At 71.7% G+C, this 18137-nt stretch carries 17 protein-coding genes; 9 read left to right on the top strand and 8 right to left on the bottom strand.

Annotated elements, in window-relative coordinates:
* Positions 1-189 precede the first annotated feature (189 nt).
* The 5 genes from ABZZ04_RS07200 to mscL all read left to right on the top strand — a co-directional run bounded on the left by ABZZ04_RS07200 (position 190) and on the right by mscL (position 4403).
* Positions 190-1473, top strand: coding sequence for an MFS transporter (locus ABZZ04_RS07200; RefSeq protein ID WP_356931183.1), 1284 nt, complete (start codon positions 190-192; stop codon positions 1471-1473).
* A 66-nt stretch (positions 1474-1539) separates the two neighbouring features.
* Complete coding sequence (locus tag ABZZ04_RS07205; protein ID WP_356931184.1) at positions 1540-1884, top strand: FmdB family zinc ribbon protein; 345 nt, start codon at positions 1540-1542, stop codon at positions 1882-1884.
* A gap of 124 nt (positions 1885-2008) precedes the next feature.
* Positions 2009-2842, top strand: a complete 834-nt coding sequence (locus tag ABZZ04_RS07210; RefSeq protein ID WP_356931185.1) for an S-methyl-5'-thioadenosine phosphorylase — start codon at positions 2009-2011, stop codon at positions 2840-2842.
* Positions 2843-3095: 253 nt separating this feature from the next.
* Positions 3096-3788, top strand: a complete 693-nt coding sequence (locus ABZZ04_RS07215) for an RcpC/CpaB family pilus assembly protein (protein WP_356931186.1) — start codon at positions 3096-3098, stop codon at positions 3786-3788.
* Between the two features lie 123 nt (positions 3789-3911).
* A complete protein-coding gene (gene mscL / locus ABZZ04_RS07220) occupies positions 3912-4403 on the top strand; it encodes a large conductance mechanosensitive channel protein MscL (protein ID WP_356931187.1) in 492 nt (163 codons plus the stop codon).
* Positions 4404-4516: 113 nt separating this feature from the next.
* Here mscL and ABZZ04_RS07225 read toward each other — a convergent pair whose 3' ends face one another.
* From ABZZ04_RS07225 to ABZZ04_RS07250, 6 genes are all read right to left on the bottom strand, one after another.
* Positions 4517-4726, bottom strand: coding sequence for a hypothetical protein (locus ABZZ04_RS07225; RefSeq protein ID WP_148836598.1), 210 nt, complete (start codon positions 4724-4726; stop codon positions 4517-4519).
* A gap of 21 nt (positions 4727-4747) precedes the next feature.
* Positions 4748-5245 (bottom strand): hypothetical protein, encoded by a 498-nt coding sequence (locus ABZZ04_RS07230; RefSeq protein ID WP_356931188.1) that lies wholly within the window; start codon positions 5243-5245, stop codon positions 4748-4750.
* A complete protein-coding gene (locus tag ABZZ04_RS07235) occupies positions 5242-6042 on the bottom strand; it encodes a Rieske (2Fe-2S) protein (protein ID WP_356931189.1) in 801 nt (266 codons plus the stop codon). Before ABZZ04_RS07235 ends, ABZZ04_RS07230 begins: the two co-directional genes overlap by 4 nt.
* Entirely contained in the window at positions 6039-6641 is a 603-nt protein-coding gene (locus tag ABZZ04_RS07240; RefSeq protein WP_148836600.1) for a 4Fe-4S dicluster domain-containing protein, read from the bottom strand. Before ABZZ04_RS07240 ends, ABZZ04_RS07235 begins: the two co-directional genes overlap by 4 nt.
* A gap of 7 nt (positions 6642-6648) precedes the next feature.
* Positions 6649-8874, bottom strand: coding sequence for a molybdopterin oxidoreductase family protein (locus tag ABZZ04_RS07245; RefSeq protein ID WP_356931277.1), 2226 nt, complete (start codon positions 8872-8874; stop codon positions 6649-6651).
* Between the two features lie 146 nt (positions 8875-9020).
* Positions 9021-10088, bottom strand: a complete 1068-nt coding sequence (locus tag ABZZ04_RS07250) for an MFS transporter (protein WP_356931190.1) — start codon at positions 10086-10088, stop codon at positions 9021-9023.
* 305 nt (positions 10089-10393) lie between these two features.
* Between ABZZ04_RS07250 and ABZZ04_RS07255 the strand changes: the two genes are divergently transcribed.
* The 3 genes from ABZZ04_RS07255 (at position 10394) to ABZZ04_RS07265 (ending at position 13834) form a co-directional block, all read left to right on the top strand.
* Positions 10394-11545 carry a low temperature requirement protein A gene (locus ABZZ04_RS07255; protein ID WP_356931191.1) on the top strand — a complete coding sequence of 384 codons (1152 nt, stop codon included), beginning with the start codon at positions 10394-10396 and terminating at the stop codon, positions 11543-11545.
* Positions 11546-11748: 203 nt separating this feature from the next.
* Positions 11749-12927 (top strand): P1 family peptidase, encoded by a 1179-nt coding sequence (locus ABZZ04_RS07260; protein WP_356931278.1) that lies wholly within the window; start codon positions 11749-11751, stop codon positions 12925-12927.
* 133 nt (positions 12928-13060) lie between these two features.
* Positions 13061-13834: a DUF6227 family protein gene (locus tag ABZZ04_RS07265; protein ID WP_356931192.1), complete on the top strand. Its 774-nt coding sequence runs from the start codon at positions 13061-13063 to the stop codon at positions 13832-13834.
* A gap of 259 nt (positions 13835-14093) precedes the next feature.
* On the opposite strand, the gene ABZZ04_RS07270 is transcribed toward ABZZ04_RS07265, so the two are convergent.
* Positions 14094-15707: an MFS transporter gene (locus ABZZ04_RS07270; RefSeq protein WP_356931193.1), complete on the bottom strand. Its 1614-nt coding sequence runs from the start codon at positions 15705-15707 to the stop codon at positions 14094-14096.
* A gap of 281 nt (positions 15708-15988) precedes the next feature.
* Between ABZZ04_RS07270 and ABZZ04_RS07275 the strand changes: the two genes are divergently transcribed.
* Positions 15989-16951: a YafY family protein gene (locus ABZZ04_RS07275; protein WP_356931194.1), complete on the top strand. Its 963-nt coding sequence runs from the start codon at positions 15989-15991 to the stop codon at positions 16949-16951.
* A 172-nt stretch (positions 16952-17123) separates the two neighbouring features.
* Here the strand turns inward: ABZZ04_RS07275 and ABZZ04_RS07280 are convergent, their stop codons facing one another.
* Positions 17124-18122, bottom strand: a complete 999-nt coding sequence (locus ABZZ04_RS07280) for a sigma-70 family RNA polymerase sigma factor (RefSeq protein WP_356931195.1) — start codon at positions 18120-18122, stop codon at positions 17124-17126.
* Positions 18123-18137: the final 15 nt, after the last annotated feature.

Consider the following 18137-nt stretch of genomic DNA (forward strand, 5'->3'; position numbering starts at 1 on the left):
ACTCTGCCTGACGCAGAGCTGGCGCGACCGTATGGCGGTCGTGGCGTCCTCCGCCCCTGCTGAGCGCCCGGCATCTACCGCAGTTCCGCGCGAAGAGGACAGCTCTCGGCCGCATCCGCACGAGCCCGCACCATCCGTCCGGGCCCGTCCGCGGGAGTACGGCCACCAGGCGGCAGAAAGGCATGGACCGTGGCGTCCACGGTCTCCGACCGCCCCGGCTACGGGCAGTTGCTGCGCACCCCGGGTGCGTGGACTTTTCTCCTTCCGGGCTTCGCCGCACGGCAGCCCTTCGCGATGCTGACCATCGGCATCGTCCTGCTTGTCCAGCACACCACCGGCTCGTACGGCAGCGCGGGCGCCGTCGCCGCCGTGACCGGTGTCGCCATGGCCCTGTTCGCACCGCAGACCGGCAAGCTCGCCGACCGCTTCGGCCAGCGCGCCGTGCTGCTGCCCGGCGTCCTGGTGCACGCCGCTTCGGTGTCGGCACTGACGGCCCTCGCGCTGGCGGACGCGCCCCTGTGGGCGCTGTTCGCGGCGGCCGTGCCCACGGGCGCGTCCGTCCCGCAGGTCGGCCCGATGGTGCGGGCCCGCTGGGCGGCCGTACTGGGTGCGGCACCCGGCCGCGAGGCATCGCCGCTGCTGTCCACCGCGGCCGCCTTCGAATCGGTGACGGACGAGTTCACCTTCGTCATCGGACCGGTGCTCGCCACCGCGCTGTGCACGGGCGTGCACCCGGCGGCCGGCCTGGCCACCGAGGCCGCGCTGACGCTGGTCGGCGGGCTGGTCTTCGCCGCCCAGCACCGCACCCAGCCCGCGGTGCGCACCGCCCCGTCCGGCGCGGACCGGCGGCACTCCTCCGCCCTGTCCGTCCCCGGCGTACGGGTGCTCGCGGTGGCCTTCCTCGGGATCGGCGCCGTCTTCGGCGGCATGCAGGTCTCGCTGACCGCCTTCGCCGAGGAGGTCGGCCGCCCCGGCGTGAACGGCCTGCTGTACGGCGTCTTCGCGGCCGGCAACATGCTGGCCGGAATCGCCTGCGGGGCCATCGCCTGGAAGAGCGGCCCGCGACGGCGCCTGCTCGTCGGGTACACGGCGCTGACCCTGACCGCGTCCGGTCTGTGGGCGATGCACTCGGTGCCCCTGCTCGCCGGACTCGGCCTGCTGGTCGGGTTGTCCATCGCACCGGCCCTGATCAGCGGATACACCCTGGTCGAGGCCCTGGTGCCGGGCTCCGCCCGGACCGAGGCGTTCACCTGGCTGACGGGCTCGGTCGCGCTCGGCCAGGCGGCCGCGGTGACGGTCGCCGGACGGCTCGCGGACGCCCACGGGGCCTCGACCGGATTCCTGGTCCCGCTGGTGGGCACCGTACTGGCGCTGATCACCCTGATGACCCTGCGTTCACGGCTCTCACCCACCGCTCCGGGACGGACCGTGGCACGTGGTATCGGTCACCGGAAGCCGGTCACGGTGGACTGACGCAGCGGAATACGTCACTATGGAGCGTCGTTAGCACTCATTGAGTCAGAGTGCCAGGAGGAGCAAGTGCCGACCTATCAGTACCAGTGCACCGAATGTGGCGAGGGCCTCGAGGCGGTGCAGAAGTTCACCGATGACGCCCTCACCGTGTGCCCGAGCTGCAACGGACGCCTGAAGAAGGTGTTCTCGGCGGTCGGCATCGTCTTCAAGGGCTCCGGTTTCTACCGGAACGACAGCCGCGGCTCCTCGTCGAGCAGCACGCCGGCGTCGTCCTCGGCGAAGTCGTCCGGTTCCGCCTCGGCCGACTCCTCGTCGTCCTCGAAGGGGTCCGACTCGAAGTCGTCCACGTCCTCCGCGGCGTCGACCTCCTCGTCCTCCTCGTCCTCGACGAGCGGCACCTCGGCCGCCTGAGTCCTCGGCGAGTGGCACTCCGGCCGCCCGGGCCGGACCGCTCCGCACCTCCACGCTTCCATCAGGGCCCTGCCGACACCTCGGCGGGGTCCTGCGCGTTTTCCCGCGCCGCTACTGTGAGCGCATGGCGAACGCAGAGATCGGTGTCATCGGCGGCTCGGGCTTGTACTCCTTCCTGGAGGACGTCACGGAGGTGCGTGTGGACACCCCGTACGGACAGCCGAGCGACTCCCTCTTCCTCGGCGAGGTGGGCGGCCGCCGGGTCGCCTTCCTGCCGCGCCACGGGCGGGGCCACCACCTGCCGCCGCACCGCATCAACTACCGGGCCAACCTGTGGGCGCTGCGCTCCGTCGGCGTGCGCCAGGTGCTCGGCCCGTGCGCGGTGGGCGGCCTGCGCCCGGAGTACGGACCGGGCACCCTGCTCGTCCCCGACCAGCTGGTGGACCGCACCAGAACCCGCAAGCAGACGTACTACGACGGGGAGATCCGGACGGACGGCGCGCAGCCGAACGTGGTCCACCTGGGCTTCGCCGACCCGTACTGCCCCGAGGGGCGCCGGGCGGCGCTGGCGGCGGCGCGGGCGAAGGGCTGGGAGCCGGTGGACGGCGGGACCCTGGTGGTCGTCGAGGGGCCGCGCTTCTCGACCCGGGCGGAGTCGCGCTGGCATGCGGCGATGGGCTGGTCGGTGGTCGGCATGACCGGTCACCCGGAGGCCGTCCTCGCCCGGGAACTGGGCCTCTGCTACACGACGACGACCCTGGTGACGGACCTGGACGCGGGCGCGGAGGCCGGTGAGGGCGTCTCGCACGCGGAGGTCCTGCAGGTGTTCGCCGCCAATGTGGACCGGCTGCGCGCGGTGCTCTTCGACGTGGTGGCCGCGCTGCCCGCGGAGGCTGACCGGGACTGCCCGTGCTCGCACGCGCTGGACGGACTCGATACGGGAATCGAGCTTCCCTGACTTCCGGGCCTTCGGGCCTTTGGACTTCCGGGCCTTTGGGCTTCCTGACCTTCGGGCTTCCGGGCTTCCGGGCCTTTGGGCTTCCCTGACTTTCGGGTTTCCCTGACTTTCGCGGTGTGGCGGTTGCGGCGTGTGTGGGGGACGGAGTTGTCCACAGCGCCGTGGCCGTCCACAGGCTCCGGCGGGAAGCTCGCGAACGGTGGATCGTGAGGGGTGTCCGTACGAGATCCCTTCGTCCGAGGTGGTGTCGACCATGCCTCCGTCGCCCCTGTTCCCCCCGCTCACGCCGTCGCGCACGGCACCCTCCGGCGCGTCGCCCGGCTCGCCTCCCGTGCCGCCGTCCGCGCCGTTCCGGGCCTCCGCTTCGCCCCCGCCGCCCCACGCGTCGCCTCATGCGCTGCCCCCGGCGTCGGCTCCACCGCCCTGCGGGGTGCCCGCGTTCGAGCCGTTACGGGTGCGTGGCGGGGGCGGGCGCGGGCTGCGGCGGGCGGTGTGGCGGCAGCGGCGGGCCCTGGCGGCCGGACTGGCCCTGACCGCTGCCGCGCTGGCCGCCACGGGGCTGGGCGGTACCGGCGCGGGGGCGGGCGGCGACACGGCGTACGGGGTCGGCGCGGGCGGGGCGGGCGGCGCAAGCGGCGCGGTTCCCGGGCAAGTACGGCGGCCGGTGGCCCGGTTGGTGTCCGCGCCGGTACGGATCGCGGACGCGGGGGCGGTGCGGTTGCTGCGGCCCGGCGACCGCGTCGACGTGATCGCCGCCGGTGAGGGCGGCCCCGGAGCAGCCGTCCGGGTCCTGGCGAAGGGCGCTCGGGTGGCGGACGTACCGCGGGCCCCGACGGACGGCGCCGCGGGGGACGGCGCGCTCGTCGTGCTCTCCGTTCCCCGGGAGACGGCCGCCTCGCTGGCCGGTGCCGGCATCTCGTCCCGACTGGCGGTGGCACTGTGCTGATTCGTACTGACGATCGGTCAAGTCACCTGACTAATCCCAAGAATTGGGTGGTTCCACCGGGTGCTGCCGTAAGTTGCGGAGGAATTTGTTCCGCCTACGGCACACGCGAAGGAAGGCTCATCCGTGAGCGAGAAGAAGGTCAGTCTGCTGGAAGGGTTCAAAGCCTTCCTGATGCGCGGCAACGTGATCGATCTGGCGGTCGCCGTCGTCATCGGTGCCGCGTTCACCCAGATCGTGAACTCGATCGTCAAGGGCGTCATCAACCCGCTGGTCGGCGCGTTCGGCACCCAGGACCTGGAGGGCTACAGCTCCTGCCTCAAGGGACCGTGCGTCACCGACCCGAAGACGGGCGAGGTGACCGAGGGCATCCAGATCCTGTGGGGCTCGGTGCTCAGCGCCACCCTCAGCTTCCTGATCACGGCCGCCGTCGTCTACTTCCTGATGGTCCTGCCCATGGCCAAGTACCTCGCCAGGCGAGCGGCGATGCAGGCCGCGAAGGAGGGCGTGCAGGAGACGCTGGAGGTGAGCGAGCTGGAGGTCCTGAAGGAGATCCGCGACGCCCTCCTCGCCCAGCGCGGCGGCCCGACGGGCGAGACCCGCGGGCACGACCAGTAGCGGTACGCGCAACAGGAGCGGTGCTCACGGTGGGAGCGGTGCTCGCGGCAGGCACCGCACGCGCGGCGGAAGCGCCGGTGACGGCGTCGCCGGACCACCACGGAGCGGGGAATTCAGATGTGGTGGGGCGGTTTCTCGTCGAGGAAGCGCGCCAGATCGGCGGCGCTGCCACCGGCCGGGGCCCGCTCGCCCCACCCCCGGTCCGTATCGTCCGCGGACTGCTGGTCCAGCGGATCATCGAAGATCAGAGCCGGTCTCGGCTTCGGCTGTTCCGGCTGGGACGGCTTCGACTCACGCGGGCCGGGGGCGGGGGCGGTGCTCATACGTCAAGGGTACGGCGACGGTCAGCGGTCCTCCGGGTCGAGCAGCCACAGCCCGAGGACGACGAGGAACGACAGACAGAGGAAACCGGCGCCCCACCAGGCCGTGCCGGTGTCGCCCTCCATCCACGCGTCGATGGTGACGGTCAGCCCCCAGAGCTGTCCGACGACGACCGTCATGGCGAGGACCAGCCGGGCCGTCAGCTTCGAGGAGCGCTCGGGCTCCTGGTCGGTGCCCGCCCCCGGTCCGGGACCGGTGTGCCGGACCCTCGGGTCCCCGTAGCCGCTGGTGGGGCGGATCTGCGGATAGCGCTCGTGCAGGGGGCGGTTGAGCTCGGGGCGGGCGCTGCCCGGGTGGTACTCGGGATACTCCCGGGAGTCCTGGGAGTTCTGGGAGTTCTGGGAGTCCTGGCGCTCCGAGGACTCCGGGCCCTTCGGGGGCTCCTCCCGGTCGCCGGCCGTCCGGCCCCGGGCCCCCTCGCTCCGGGGCGGCTGGTTCCAGGGCCGCGAGGTGTCGCTCATGTCTGCCTGCCGGGGGTCCGGATGGCCTCGGCGGCCCGTGCGGGCGAGGTCCCGGCCTCCGGGGCCTCCGCCCCTCCGCCCCTGACGGAGGGGCAGCCGATGCGGGACGCGAGGTCCGGGCGGTCCTCGCCGAGCTGGCGGCACAGACCGTGCTCGACGCTCTCGCCCGAGCGCGTCGTACCGATCGCCCAGATACTGCCGTCGGTCTGCTCGACCAGCACCACCTTGGGCAGCCCGCGGGGCGGCGGCCCGGCGGTGACCTCGCCGGTACGGGCGTCGAAGACGCCCTCGTGACAGGGGCAGTACAGCTCGCCCTCGGAACCGCGGTCCTTGCGCCAGAGCACCGCGCAGGCGAGATGGGTGCAGATCGCGGAATAGCCGACGAGGGTGCCGTCGTCGAGCCGTACCGCCACCGCCCGGTCCTCCTCGTCCGGGTAGTGGAAGGAGACGGATTCGCCGGGCAGGAGCTGACCTGCGATCCGCTTCGGCGCGGGCGCCTTCGCGTCGTCGTCGGGGTCGCCGTGACGCGGCAGGATTCCGCTGGCCACGCCGAGCCCGCCGACCGCGAGGCCGCCGGAGACGGTCGCCACGATCCGGAGGTAGTCGCGCCGGGTGGTGAGGGAGTCGGCGGCGATCCGGTCGTGCAGGGCTTCCCTCGGATCCCCACCGGCCGGGCGGTCGACGGCGGGCCGGCCGGGAACGGACTGCTCTACGAGCGCCCGGTCGGCGGGCGGCCGGGAGGGAGGCGGTTGACCGGGAGGCGACTGGTCGGCGGATGGCTGGTCGGGGGCGCTCATCGGCGGACGTCCTTCCCGTTGATCTCGACGACCGGAAGGCCGCCGGGCACCGGCCACCGGACCCGGTCGGCGGGAACGACCATGGCCACTCCGGTGCGTACCTCGCTCCGGCCGAAGGTGAAGGTGTCGGCGACCTGGACCCCGGGGCGCTCGGCCTGGAGCTCCTCGACCGTTCCGTAGAACAGCGCCCCGGTCGGGCAGACGGTGGCGCACATGGGGGCGAGGCCGTAGGCGGTGCGGTCGTAGCAGAGGTTGCACTTCATCTGCAGCTTCGCCCCCAGGTCGATCTTCGGGACGCCGAAGGGGCAGGCGTTGACGCAGTTGGCGCAGCCGATGCAGCGGGTGGTGTCGGCCTGCTGGACCACCCCGTCCGCGGTCACCAGGATCGCGTCGGCGGGACAGACCTCGGCGCACGGCGCGACCGGGTCCTCGCAGTGCATGCAGACCGTGGGAAGGGAGGCCACGGAATGGCCCTCGTCGGTGTAGTCGAGGTGGATCATCGACTTGCCGCGGTGCGAGTCGCACTCCCGGCAGGCGGAGACGCATGCCTGGCAGCCGATGCAGCGCCCGGGGTCGATGAAGATCGTTCGGCCCATCATGCGGCGATCAGCCCCTCTCCGAGGTGCCGCGGCCCTGGGGGGAAGTGGGCGGCAGCGGGTCGGTGCGGGAGACCTGGGTCTCCGGGTAGGCGACGTGGCCGGGCGCGACGGGCGGCGCGGGGACCTCGTCGATCTTCTCGGCGTGCTCGATGCGGCAGGCGCACACCTTGTACTCGGGAATCTTGGAGCGGGGGTCGAGGGCGTCGATGGTGAGGGCGTTGGCCGCGGTGGGGACGGGCCAGTGGTACGGGATGAAGACGGTGTCGGGGCGGATCGCCTCGGTGACCAGGGCGGGGAAGACCTCGCTGCCGCGCCGGGTGACGACGCGGACCGGTTCGCCGTTGCGGAATCCGTGGGAGGGGTGGATCTCCGCCCAGGGGCGCGGGGTCTGTTCGACGAGGGCACCCAGGCGGCGGGTCTGGTTGCCGGAGAGGAAGTGGGCGACGGTCCGCCCGGTGGTGAGCGACATGGGGTGCTCGTCGTCGTACGGGTCCATCGGCGAGTGCCACTCGACGACCTGCAGATGGATCTTGCCGTCGGGGTGGTAGGTCCGGCCGTCCTCGAAGAGCCGGGGTGTTCCGGGGTGGTCGGTGGAGGGGCAGGGCCAGGCGATCCCGCCGGTCTCCTCCAGCCGTTCGTAGGTGATGCCGTAGTAGTCGTTGACGGTGCCGGCGGAGGCGATCCGCAGTTCGTCGAAGACCGCGCGGGAGTCGGGGAAGGCGAACTTGTCGCCCGCGCCGAGACGTCTGGCGAGCTCGCACATCACCCAGGTGTCGGTCCGCACGCCGGGGGGCGGGTCCTGGGCCTTGTTGTGCTTGACCACCCGGGCCTCGGCGTTGGCCATCACCCCTTCGTCCTCGGCCCAGGTGGTGACGGGGAAGACGACATGCGCGTTGGCGGCGGTCTCGGAGAGGAAGAAGTCGAATTGGGCGTGGAACTCGGTGGCGTCGTACCCCTCCTTGACCACCGCGTAGTTGGGGAGCGAGACGAAGGGGTTGTTGCAGATGCCGATCAGGCCGCGGATCTCACGGCGCTGCATCTGCCAGACCATTTCCATCATCGAGGTGCCGGCGGGCGGGAGTTCGGACTCCTCGATGCCCCAGATCTCGCAGATCTGCCTGCGGTGCTCCTCGTTCATGATCGAGCGGCCGCCGGGAAGGAGGTCGGCCTTCTGGCCGTGCTCGCGGCCGCCCTGCCCGTTGCCCTGGCCGGTGATGGTGCCGTAGCCGGCGCCGGGCCTGCCGATGTGGCCGGTGGCGGTGCAGAGGTTGATCACGCTGAGGCAGTTCTCGACGCCCTGCGAGTGGTGCTCGATGCCCCGGGCGTGCCAGGCCATGGCCTTCGGGGCACGGGCGAAGGCGCGGGCGACCTGGACGATCTGCTCGGCGGGCACCCCGCAGATCTCGGCGGCCCTGGCGGGCGGGTACTCGGCGACCTTGGCCTTCACCTCCTCCCAGCCGGTGGCGTGGGCGGCGAGATACGCCTCGTCGGTCAGTCCCTCCTCGACGACCACGTGGAGCACGGAGTTGAAGAAGGCCGAGTCGGTGCCGGGTCTGAGGGCGACGTGGATGTCTGCCGTGCGGGCGATCGCGGTCTCCCTGGGGTCGACGACGATCAGGCTCGCGCCGCGGTCCCGGGCCCCCCACACGTACTGGGTCATCACGGGGAAGCACTCGCCGACGTTGGAGCCCGCGATCAGCAGGCAGTCGGTGAGCAGGATGTCGGAGAAGGGGTTGCCGGCCCGGTCGATGCCGAAGGCGAGTTTGTTGGCGCCCGCCGCGCTGACCATGCAGAGCCGGCCGTTGTAGTCGACGTGCCGGGACTTGAGGGCGACCCGGGCGAACTTGCCGACCAGATAGGTCTTCTCGGAGAAGAGGCTGGCGCCGCCCAGGAGCCCGAAGGCGTCGTTTCCGTGGCTCTGCTGGATGCGCCTGATCTCGGAGACCGTGAAGTCCAGCGCCTCGTCCCAGGAGACCTCGCGGAAGTCCTCGTCGCGGGAGCGGCGCATCAGCGGGGCGGTGAGCCGGTCGGGGTGGTTGACCTGCTGATAGGCGTTGATGCCCTTGGGGCACAGCCGCATCCGGTTGATGTCGTGGTTGCGGGGTTCGACCCCGAAGACCTTGCCGCCGTGGTCGACGCGCAGATACATCCCGCACTGGACCCCGCAGAAACAGCAGTGGGTGGGGACGAGCGTCTCGCCGTCCTGGTCGGCGCGCCACCGGTCGGCCGGGATGCCTCCCGCATCCCGGAAGGCCCGGGTGCCGGGCGGGGCGAGGGAGGGGTCGAGGGGGACGGCCGCACGGGAGCCGGTCGTACGGGAGCCGTCCGTCGCACGGGGGTCGGCCGTCGTGCGCGAGCCGGCCGCTCGCGGGTCCGCAGTCACCGGTAGCCCTTCTTCACCTGGGTCAGATAGGCGCTGCCGCGCAGCACCCGCTTGCAGCGCGGGCAGTATTCGGCCCACTCGTCGAAGCCGAGGTCGAGGTCGCGCATGGTGCCGCGGAGGTTCTCGACGTACGGGCCGGTGTCGATGGGCTCCCCGCACCGGCGGCAGCCGAAGACCTCCTGGTCCTGCCGGGCGGTGTACTTGAACAGCTGCATGCCGACCGCGGCCGGGCGCTGGACGATGTGGAAGAACTTCCCGAACGGGATGTAGATGAGGGTGAAGACCACCGACACCATGTGGAGGACCGCCAGGAACTCGTATCCGCCGCCGTGCAGGAAGATCGACGAGAAGGTGAGCAGCAGACCGGTCACGGAGATGACGATGAGAGCGATCAGCGGGACCAGGTCGTAGGCGAAGCGCTGGCCGGTGATGGCGCCGCGGTCCTTCATGCGCCGCCACAGGAAGTACGAGGCGCCGGGGATGACGAGCACGGCGGCGATGTCCAGGCCGTGGAACATCAGCCAGCCCAGGACGTTCAGGGAGTCGAACCCGATGATCTTGAAGCCCCAGATGCGCATCTCGTAGCCGGGTCCCGAACCGGTGCCGGAGGTGAAGGTGAACCAGCCCCAGGTCAGCGGGAAGGTGATCAGGGCCGCGAGGACGCAGCCCCAGAAGATCAGCTGGTGGGCGGCCCAGCGGGCGTGGGAACGGGCCCCGAGGAACTTCTGGAAGCCCAGGTAGGTGGCGATCATCCGGGGCAGGGCGGTGGGCGCCTTGCGGAAGTTGGCCGCGGAGAAGAAGCTCCGCCACCCCTGCTTGAACAGGCGCCGGGCACCGGGCGCGGAGACCCAGACCGTGTAGCGGTGGGCGACGCCGAAGGCGAGGAAGACGGTGGCGACGGCGTACGGAAGGAGCGCGGAGTCGAAGTTCTCCAGCAGCCGGCTCCCGAACACGATCGCGAGGATCAGCAGGACGGAGACGGCGACACCGGCCGCGGTCGCGCGCGCCGTGACGGAGCGGGCCCCGGCGCTTCGGCCCCCGGCCGCCCCGTCCGACCCACCCATCCCGTCCGACCTGCCTGGCCCACCCGACCCACCCGACCCGCCCGTCCCGCCCGTCCCGTCCAGCTCGCCCGACCCGGTCGGCGTCGGGGCGCCAAGGGCTCCGGCAGGGCCGGTGCGTGCGCCGGGGGCGGGCCGTTCGGCTGCGGCGGAGGCTTCTGGTGGCTCGGTCACCCCGTCACCGTAGGGTCGTATGTGACGATCGGTCCTGTTTTACGGATCGGTGGGGTGACGCCGCTCGCCCGTCCGGGGTGCGCCCCGTTCGGCACGGCCGGGCCCCGTCTGATGTGCTGCCTTCCATGCCTGTAATGACGGCTCGCAGCCGCACCGAGAAACATCGCGCGTCGACCCCGCTGGAGCTCTTCTTCGACCTGTGCTTCGTCGTCGCCGTGGCCCAGGCGGGCGGGCGCCTGGTCCACGCCGTCGCCGAGGGCCACGCCCTCACCGGAATCGGCAGCTACGCGGCCGTCTTCTTCGCCATCTGGTGGGCCTGGGTCAACTTCAGCTGGTTCGCCTCGGCCTACGACACCGACGACCCGCTGTACCGCGTCGTCACGCTCGTCCAGATCACCGGTGTGCTCGTCCTCGCCGCCGGGGTGCCGCGCGCCTTCGACGCGGGCGATTGGACGGTCGTCGTCATCGGCTACGTGGTGATGCGGCTCGCGCTGACCAGCCAGTGGCTGCGCGCCGCGCACTGCACCGAGGGCGCCGAACGGCGCGTCGCGCTGCGGTACGCCGTCGGGATCATGGTGGTGCAGCTGGGCTGGATCGCCATGCTGGCGCTGCCCGACGACTCATCGGCCGGGGTCCGCGCCGCCGCCTTCGTCGTGCTCGTGCTCGCGGAGATGTCCGTTCCGGCGATCGCCGAGCGGGACCGCTCGACCAGCTGGCACCCGCGCCACATCGGTGAGCGGTACGGCCTGTTCACGATCATCGTGCTGGGCGAGACGATCGCGGCGGCCACGGTCGCGGTCCAGGAGGCCCTGGACGAGCACGACGCGCTCGCCGAACTGCTGCCGATCGCCGCGGGCGGGCTGCTGATCGTCTTCTCCGCCTGGTGGATCTACTTCGCCGTGCCGATCCATGACTATCTGCGCGGCAGCAGGGAAGCGTTCGTCTGGGGATACGGGCACTACCTGATCTTCGGTTCCGCGGCCGCCATCGGCGCGGGCATCGAGGTCGCGGTGGAGGAGGCCGTGGGCAAGGCCCACGTCCCGACCGAGGTGGCCGCCGCCGCGGTGACCGTGCCCTCCGCACTCTTCATGCTGACGGTGTGGGCACTGCACGCACGCCATTTCAAGCGCGACCTCGCGGAGCAACTGCCCCTCCCCCTGGCCGCGCTGGCCATCCTGGTCTGTACGTTCGTCGGCTCCTGGGCGGTCTTCGTGGCCGGTCTGGTGGCGGCGACGACCGTGGCCGTGAGCGTGCTGCTGTCACGGCGGCCCGACGTGGCCGGGTGAGCCCGGCAGGAGGAGGCGGGGAGTGCGGGAAGCACGGGTGACGGGGATTACGGAAGCACGGGTGACGGGGCATGGAGCACGGTGCACACGACAAGCGTGGGGAGCGTGAGGAGTACGCCATGACGGAAGAACCGCCGAGCCCGAACCCGGCCCCGAACCCGGAGCCGGTTCGGGATCCGGAGCCGTCCCCCGGCCCGGGACTGATGCGCTCCCCCGACGCGCCGGCCGACGCCACCGGCCCCCTCGACGCCCTGACCGATGTCGCGGGGCTGCGCGTCGGCCACGCGCAGGTGGCGGGCGAGGGGGCGCTGAGCGGCACCACGGTCGTCCTCGCCCCCGAGGGCGGCGCGGTCGCGGCCGTGGACGTACGCGGCGGCGGCCCCGGCACCCGGGAGACGGACGCGCTCGATCCGCGCAATCTGGTGCAGCGCGTCGAGGCCGTCGTCCTGACCGGCGGCAGCGCGTACGGCCTGGACGCGGCGTCCGGCGTGATGGCCTGGCTGGAGGAGCAGGGGCGCGGGGTGCGGGTCGGTCCCGACCCGTCGCAGGTGGTGCCGGTGGTCCCGGCCGCCTGCGTCTTCGACCTGGGGCGGGGCGGCGACTGGCGGGCCCGCCCGGACGCCTCGACGGGCCGCGCGGCGGTGGAGGACGCGGCGGGCACGGAGCCGGGCGCCCCGGTCGCCGAGGGGAACGTCGGCGCGGGGACGGGCGCGCTCGCCGGCCGGCTCAAGGGGGGCGTGGGCACGGCGAGCGTGCGGCTGCCGTCCGGCATCACGGTGGGCGTCCTGGCCGTGGTGAACGCGGCGGGTTCGGTGCTCGATCCGCGTACCGGGGTGCTGTACGGGGAGTACGGCGCGGCCGAGCCACCGGCGCACCCGGCGCCCGAGGTCCATCGCGCGGCGCAACGGCGCCTCACCGACGCCCAGGACACGGAAGCGGGTCCTCCGCTCAACACCACGCTCGCCGTCGTCGCCACGGATGCCGACCTCACCCGGGCCCAGGCCCAGAAGCTCGCGGGCACGGCGCACGACGGGCTGGCGCGCGCCGTCCGCCCCGTGCACCTGCTCACCGACGGGGACACGGTCTTCGCCCTGGCCACCGGCGCCCGGCAACTGGACCCGCAGAACCCGATCGCGCTCAACGAACTGCTGGCGGCCGGCGCGGACGCGCTCACCCGTGCCATCGTGAAGGGCATCCGTGCGGCCCGGACCGTCGACGGCGGCCCCGACGGGGGAAGCCACCTCTCGTACAGCGACCTCTACCGCACACACATACGCCCTGAGCGGACGGAACGACTGGAACGGCTGGAACGACTGGAACGGCTGGAACAGACGGAGCAGATGGAACATGATCATCCGGTTCCCGACTCGCCCACGGGGTAGGGAAGTTCGGACGAAGCGGCAGGAACCATCCGCGTGCGCCATACGTTTTCATGAACCCGGTCACAATGTCGGACCCAGGGACTACGTTAAGCACGCAGCAAGTAACACGCGGCAACGGCCTGGAGACAGCACCTTGAGCGATCCGTACGAGACAACCGAGCAGCATCTCGACCGACTCATGCGACGGGCACTCAACTCTTTCGACCTGCCCGACAGTACGGTCGAGAGACTCGGTACCGCGCTCGCCCACAGCAGTTCCCTGCACTCCTCGCACCACAGTTCCGTTCTGCACCGTGAGATCCACCGGCATGCGTATCTGCTGTCCGACGGCACCGCCCTCACTCTGTGGGAGCTGGTGCACAGCGGTCCGCGGGGCGCGACGGGCCTCCGCACCGGGCCCGTGCCGTACGACCTGGGCCACCACGAGCTGTACGACGACGAGGCCGACGTCCGGCTCGCCGCCGCCCGGCTGTCCGGCAGCTTCGGCGAGGCCCCGATGTTCGGGGACGAGGGGTCGCAGACCGACCTGGAGGTGCTCACGTTCCTGATGACGGCTCCTCCGGCCCCGCTGCCCCGCACGTACGCCCCGGACAACTCCGCCGATCACGCCCGCCGCGTCCTGCGCCGCGCGGAGAACAGCGACGTGCCGGGCGAGGAGACCGCCGGACTGCTGCGCGCCGCCTTCGCCCACCACATCACCCAGGTCTTCGGGCGGCAGTGCAGGGTCGACGGACGGAACGCCGGCTTCACCCTGTACGAGCACGCCTTCCTGCTGCTCGACGGCAGCGAGACGAGTCTGTGGGAGGTCGAGCACACCGCCACGCCCGACGGCCGCCACATGTGCGAGGTGTACAGCGACGAGGCCACCGCGCGCGGAGCGATGGAGAGCCGCACGCGCATCGGCTGACCCCGGTCCTCGGGTCACGGACCTCGGCTGACGGACCTCGGGTCACCGATCCCGGGGCCCGGCCCCGGCCCCGGGCCCGACCCCGGCTCACGCGCTCCGGGCCACCGCCCCGGGCCCGGCTCACGTGCCTCGGCCGCTCCCGCGCGCGAACGCGCAGATGCCCGCACCCGGAGGACGGTGCGGGCATCTGCGCGTTCTTCCGGCGAGGCCCAGGGGGTTGTACGGCTCAGGGCCCGTACGACCCCTGGGCCCGCACGGTTCAGGGCGTCAGCGCGGGCTCCTTGGAGAGTCCCGGACCGTCCGCCGCCACCGCCGTGCTCCCAGCCACGTCCGCCACGTCGGCCGCATCAGTCACATCCGCCGTGTCCGACGCGTCGTCCGTGCCGTCGCCGCCCTCCACGTGCTGCCGAGGCCGTGCGGGCAGCGCGAACATCACGAGGAAGATCACCGCGAGCACCCCGGCCACCCACCACAGCGAGTCCCGGAACGCCTCCCCGAACGCCGGTCCCACCTGCTGCGGCTTCAGCCCGTCCCCGATCGCGCCGAAGAAGACGACCGAGACCAGCCCGAGCCCGAGCGCGTTGCCCATCTGCTGCACGGTGTTGATCAGCCCGGACGCCGAACCGGAGTGCTCCTTCGGCACCTCGGACAGCACCACGTCCGTCAGCGGCGCCACGATCAGGCCCATGCCGACCCCCATGACGACCAGCGGCAGCACCATCTGCCAGGACGTGATGTCCATGCCGTACCGGCCGGACTCCCAGATGTAGATCAGCAGACCGGCGATCATCAGCAGCGCACCCGCCTGGAGCACCTTCCGGCCGAAGCGGGGCACCAGCTTCTGTACGGAGATCCCGGCGGCGAACGACACGGCGACCGAGAACGGCACACCGGTCACACCGGCCCGCAACTCGCTCCAGCCGAGCCCCATCTGCATGTAGAGCGTCCAGACCAGGAAGAAGATGCCGAGCCCGACGCCGAAGGTCAGCTGCACGGCGATGCCCGCGGCGAAGCTCTTGACCCGGAACAGCGACAGCTCGACCAGCGGCGAACCGTCCTTCCGCGCCTTCGCCCGCTCGAACACCACGAGCGCCAGGAACACCAGCAGGCTGCCGGCCATCGACACGTACCCCCACAGCGGCCAGCCCAGCTCGCGCCCACGGGTCAGCGGGTAGATCAGCATCAGCATGCCCAGGGTCACCAGGGCGACACCGATCAGGTCGAGCCGGAGCGCCTTCGGGGCCTTGGACTCCGTGATGAACTTCCGGCCCAGGACCAGGCCCACGATGCCGACCGGCAGGTTGATCAGGAAGATCGGCCGCCATTCGAGGCCGGCGATGTTCCACTCGGTGAGCAGCGCCCCCAGCAGCGGTCCCGAGACGGCGCCGAGGCCGACGATCGCGCCGAAGAGCCCGAAGACCTTGCCCCGCTCGTGCGCCGGGAACGTGGCGTGCACGATCGACAGCACCTGCGGGACCATCAGTGCGGCAGTACCGCCCTGGAGGATGCGGGAGGCGACCAGCATCTCCGGGCTCGCCGCGAAGCCGCAGAGCGCGGAGGCCAGGGTGAAGCCGCCGATCCCGATGAGGAAGACCTTCTTGCGGCCGTATATGTCGCCCAGCCGGCCGCCGGTGATCAGCCCGGCCGCGAAGGCCAGGGCGTATCCGGCGGTGATCCACTGGATCGAGCTGAACGAGGCGCCGGTGTCCTCCTGGATGCTCGGGATGGCGATGTTGACGATCGTGACGTCGACCAGGTCCATGAAGGCCGCGGTCATCACGATGGCGAGCGCGAACCAGCGTCGCCGGTCCGACGGTGCCGAGGGCCCTGCGGGCCCGGATGCCGCGGACGGCAGAGATGTGGAAGAAGTCATGGGAAGAAATTAGAGGTCCATTAGGACAGTTCGTGACCCAATGGGCGAGCATCCTGAGGAGACCGCAGGACCGCCGGGACCGCCGGGACCGTCAGGACCACGGAACCCAAGGGGCCACGGGGACCACCGAGACCGCTGAGGTCGCCGAGGTAACCAAGGTCACTCTCACGACCATCACGATCAACCACGCCCACCGAGAACTCCGAGACCACCGAGACCACCGAGAACTCCGAAACCGCCGAGACCGCCGAGACCGCCGAGACCGGCAGAAGGCTGAGCCCATGACCGACACCCCGGCACGACTGCTGAACCTGTTGTCGCTCCTCCAGACGCCCCGCGAATGGCCGGGCAGCGAACTCGCCGAACGGCTCGAAGTCAGCCCGCGCACCATCCGCCGCGACATCGACCGGCTCCGCGACCTCGGCTACCCGGTCGAGGCCACGCGCGGGTCGGTCGGCGGCTACCGGCTGGTCGCGGGCACCGCCATGCCGCCGCTGCTCCTCGACGACGAGGAGGCGGTGGCCATCGCGGTGGGGCTGCGGGCGGGCGCCGGGCATGCCATCGAGGGGGTGGACGAGGCGTCCGTACGGGCCCTGGCCAAGCTGGAGCAGGTACTGCCGTCCCGGCTGCGGCACCGGGTCTCCACCCTGCAGAACGCGACGATGCCGCTGACCCGCGGCGACGGTTCGACCATCGACCCGCAAACGCTGACCGTGATGGCGTCGGCGGTCACCGGGCGGGAGCGGCTGCGGTTCGCGTACCGGGCGGGCGACGGCGCCGAGACGAAGCGGGAGGCCGAGCCGTACCGGCTGGTGAGCACGGGATGGCGCTGGTACCTCGTCGCGTACGACCTGGGGCGTTCGGACTGGCGCACGTTCCGGGTCGACCGGGTGAGCGAACCGTTCGCGACCGGGGCCCGGTTCGCGCCGCGCGAGCTGCCCACGGGGGACGCGGCGGAGTTCCTCGCCGGTTCCATCGCCCGGAGCCGACCGGAACTGGAGGTCGACGTGAGCTTCGCGGCACCGGCCGAGTTCGTGTCCGCGCGGCTGCCTGCCGTGATCGGCCCGCTGGAGCCGACCGGCGGGAACAGCTGCCGGCTGCGGGCCACGCTGGCGGACTCGCTGGAGTGGGTGGCGCTCCGACTGGCGCTGGTGGACTGCGAGTTCACGGTGCACGAGCCGCCACAGCTGGTGGACTACCTGGACGACCTGGGCGCCCGCCTGAGCCGCGCGGCAGCCCGGTGACGCCCTCGGACACGAGCACGAGCACGAGCACAGGCGCGGGCACGGGCACGGGCGCAGACACAGGCGCGGGCGCAAAGAAATGAGCCCCGGCGCCAGGGGGGGGGTGGGCGCCGGGACTCAGCTTCAGGGGGTCACGCGAAGTGACCCATTTCGGAGGTTACTGGACCGGGGCTCACGCCGCAGCGTCAAAACCCGTGTCGTGAGCCATTCGCTTCAATTCGAGCAGCGCGTGCTTCTCGATCTGGCGGATCCGCTCCCGGGTCAGCCCGTGCTGCTTGCCCACCTCGGTGAGGGTCCGCTCGCGGCCGTCCTCGATGCCGTACCGCATGCGGATGATCGACGCGGTGCGGTTGTCGAGCTTGCCGATCAGGTCCTCCAGCTCCTCGCTGCGCAGCAGCGTCAGCACCGACTGCTCGGGCGACACCGCGGAGGTGTCCTCCAGCAGGTCGCCGAACTGCGTCTCGCCCTCGTCGTCCACGGACATGTTGAGGCTGACCGGGTCGCGGGCCCAGTCCAGGACGTCGCTCACGCGCTCCGGCGTGGAGTCCAGCTCGGCGGCTATCTCCGTGTGCTCCGGCTCGCGCCCGTGTTCGCGGTTGAACTCGCGCTGCACCCGGCGTATCCGGCCGAGCTCCTCCACCAGGTGGACGGGGAGCCGGATCGTGCGGGACTGGTCGGCTATGGAACGGGTGATGGCCTGACGGATCCACCACGTCGCGTACGTGGAGAACTTGAAGCCCTTGGCGTAGTCGAACTTCTCGACCGCGCGCACCAGGCCGGCGTTGCCCTCCTGGATCAGGTCGAGCAGGGGGAGCCCGGCCCGCGGGTAGCGGCGGGCGACGGCAACGACGAGCCTGAGGTTGGAGCGGATGAATACGTCCTTGGCGCGCTCGCCCTCGGCGACCAGCGCCTCCAGCTCCTCGCGCGTGGCTCCGCCGGCTTCGCTGTCCACCGCGCCGTCGAGTATCTGCCGGGCGTAGACGCCCGCCTCGACGGCCTGCGACAGCTCGACCTCCTTCGCGGCGTCGAGCAGCGGCGTACGCGCGATCTCGTCCAGGTACATGCCGACCAGGTCGCGATCGGCGATCTCTCCGCCCGCGGCGCGAACACTGCTTGCCCGGCTGGTCCCACCGGTGGCGGACGAACGACGGGCGACGGCACGGGTTGCCATGCGTGCTCCCTTGCT

It is taken from the genome of Streptomyces sp. NPDC006435 (assembly GCF_040612315.1).
Classification (GTDB): domain Bacteria; phylum Actinomycetota; class Actinomycetes; order Streptomycetales; family Streptomycetaceae; genus Streptomyces.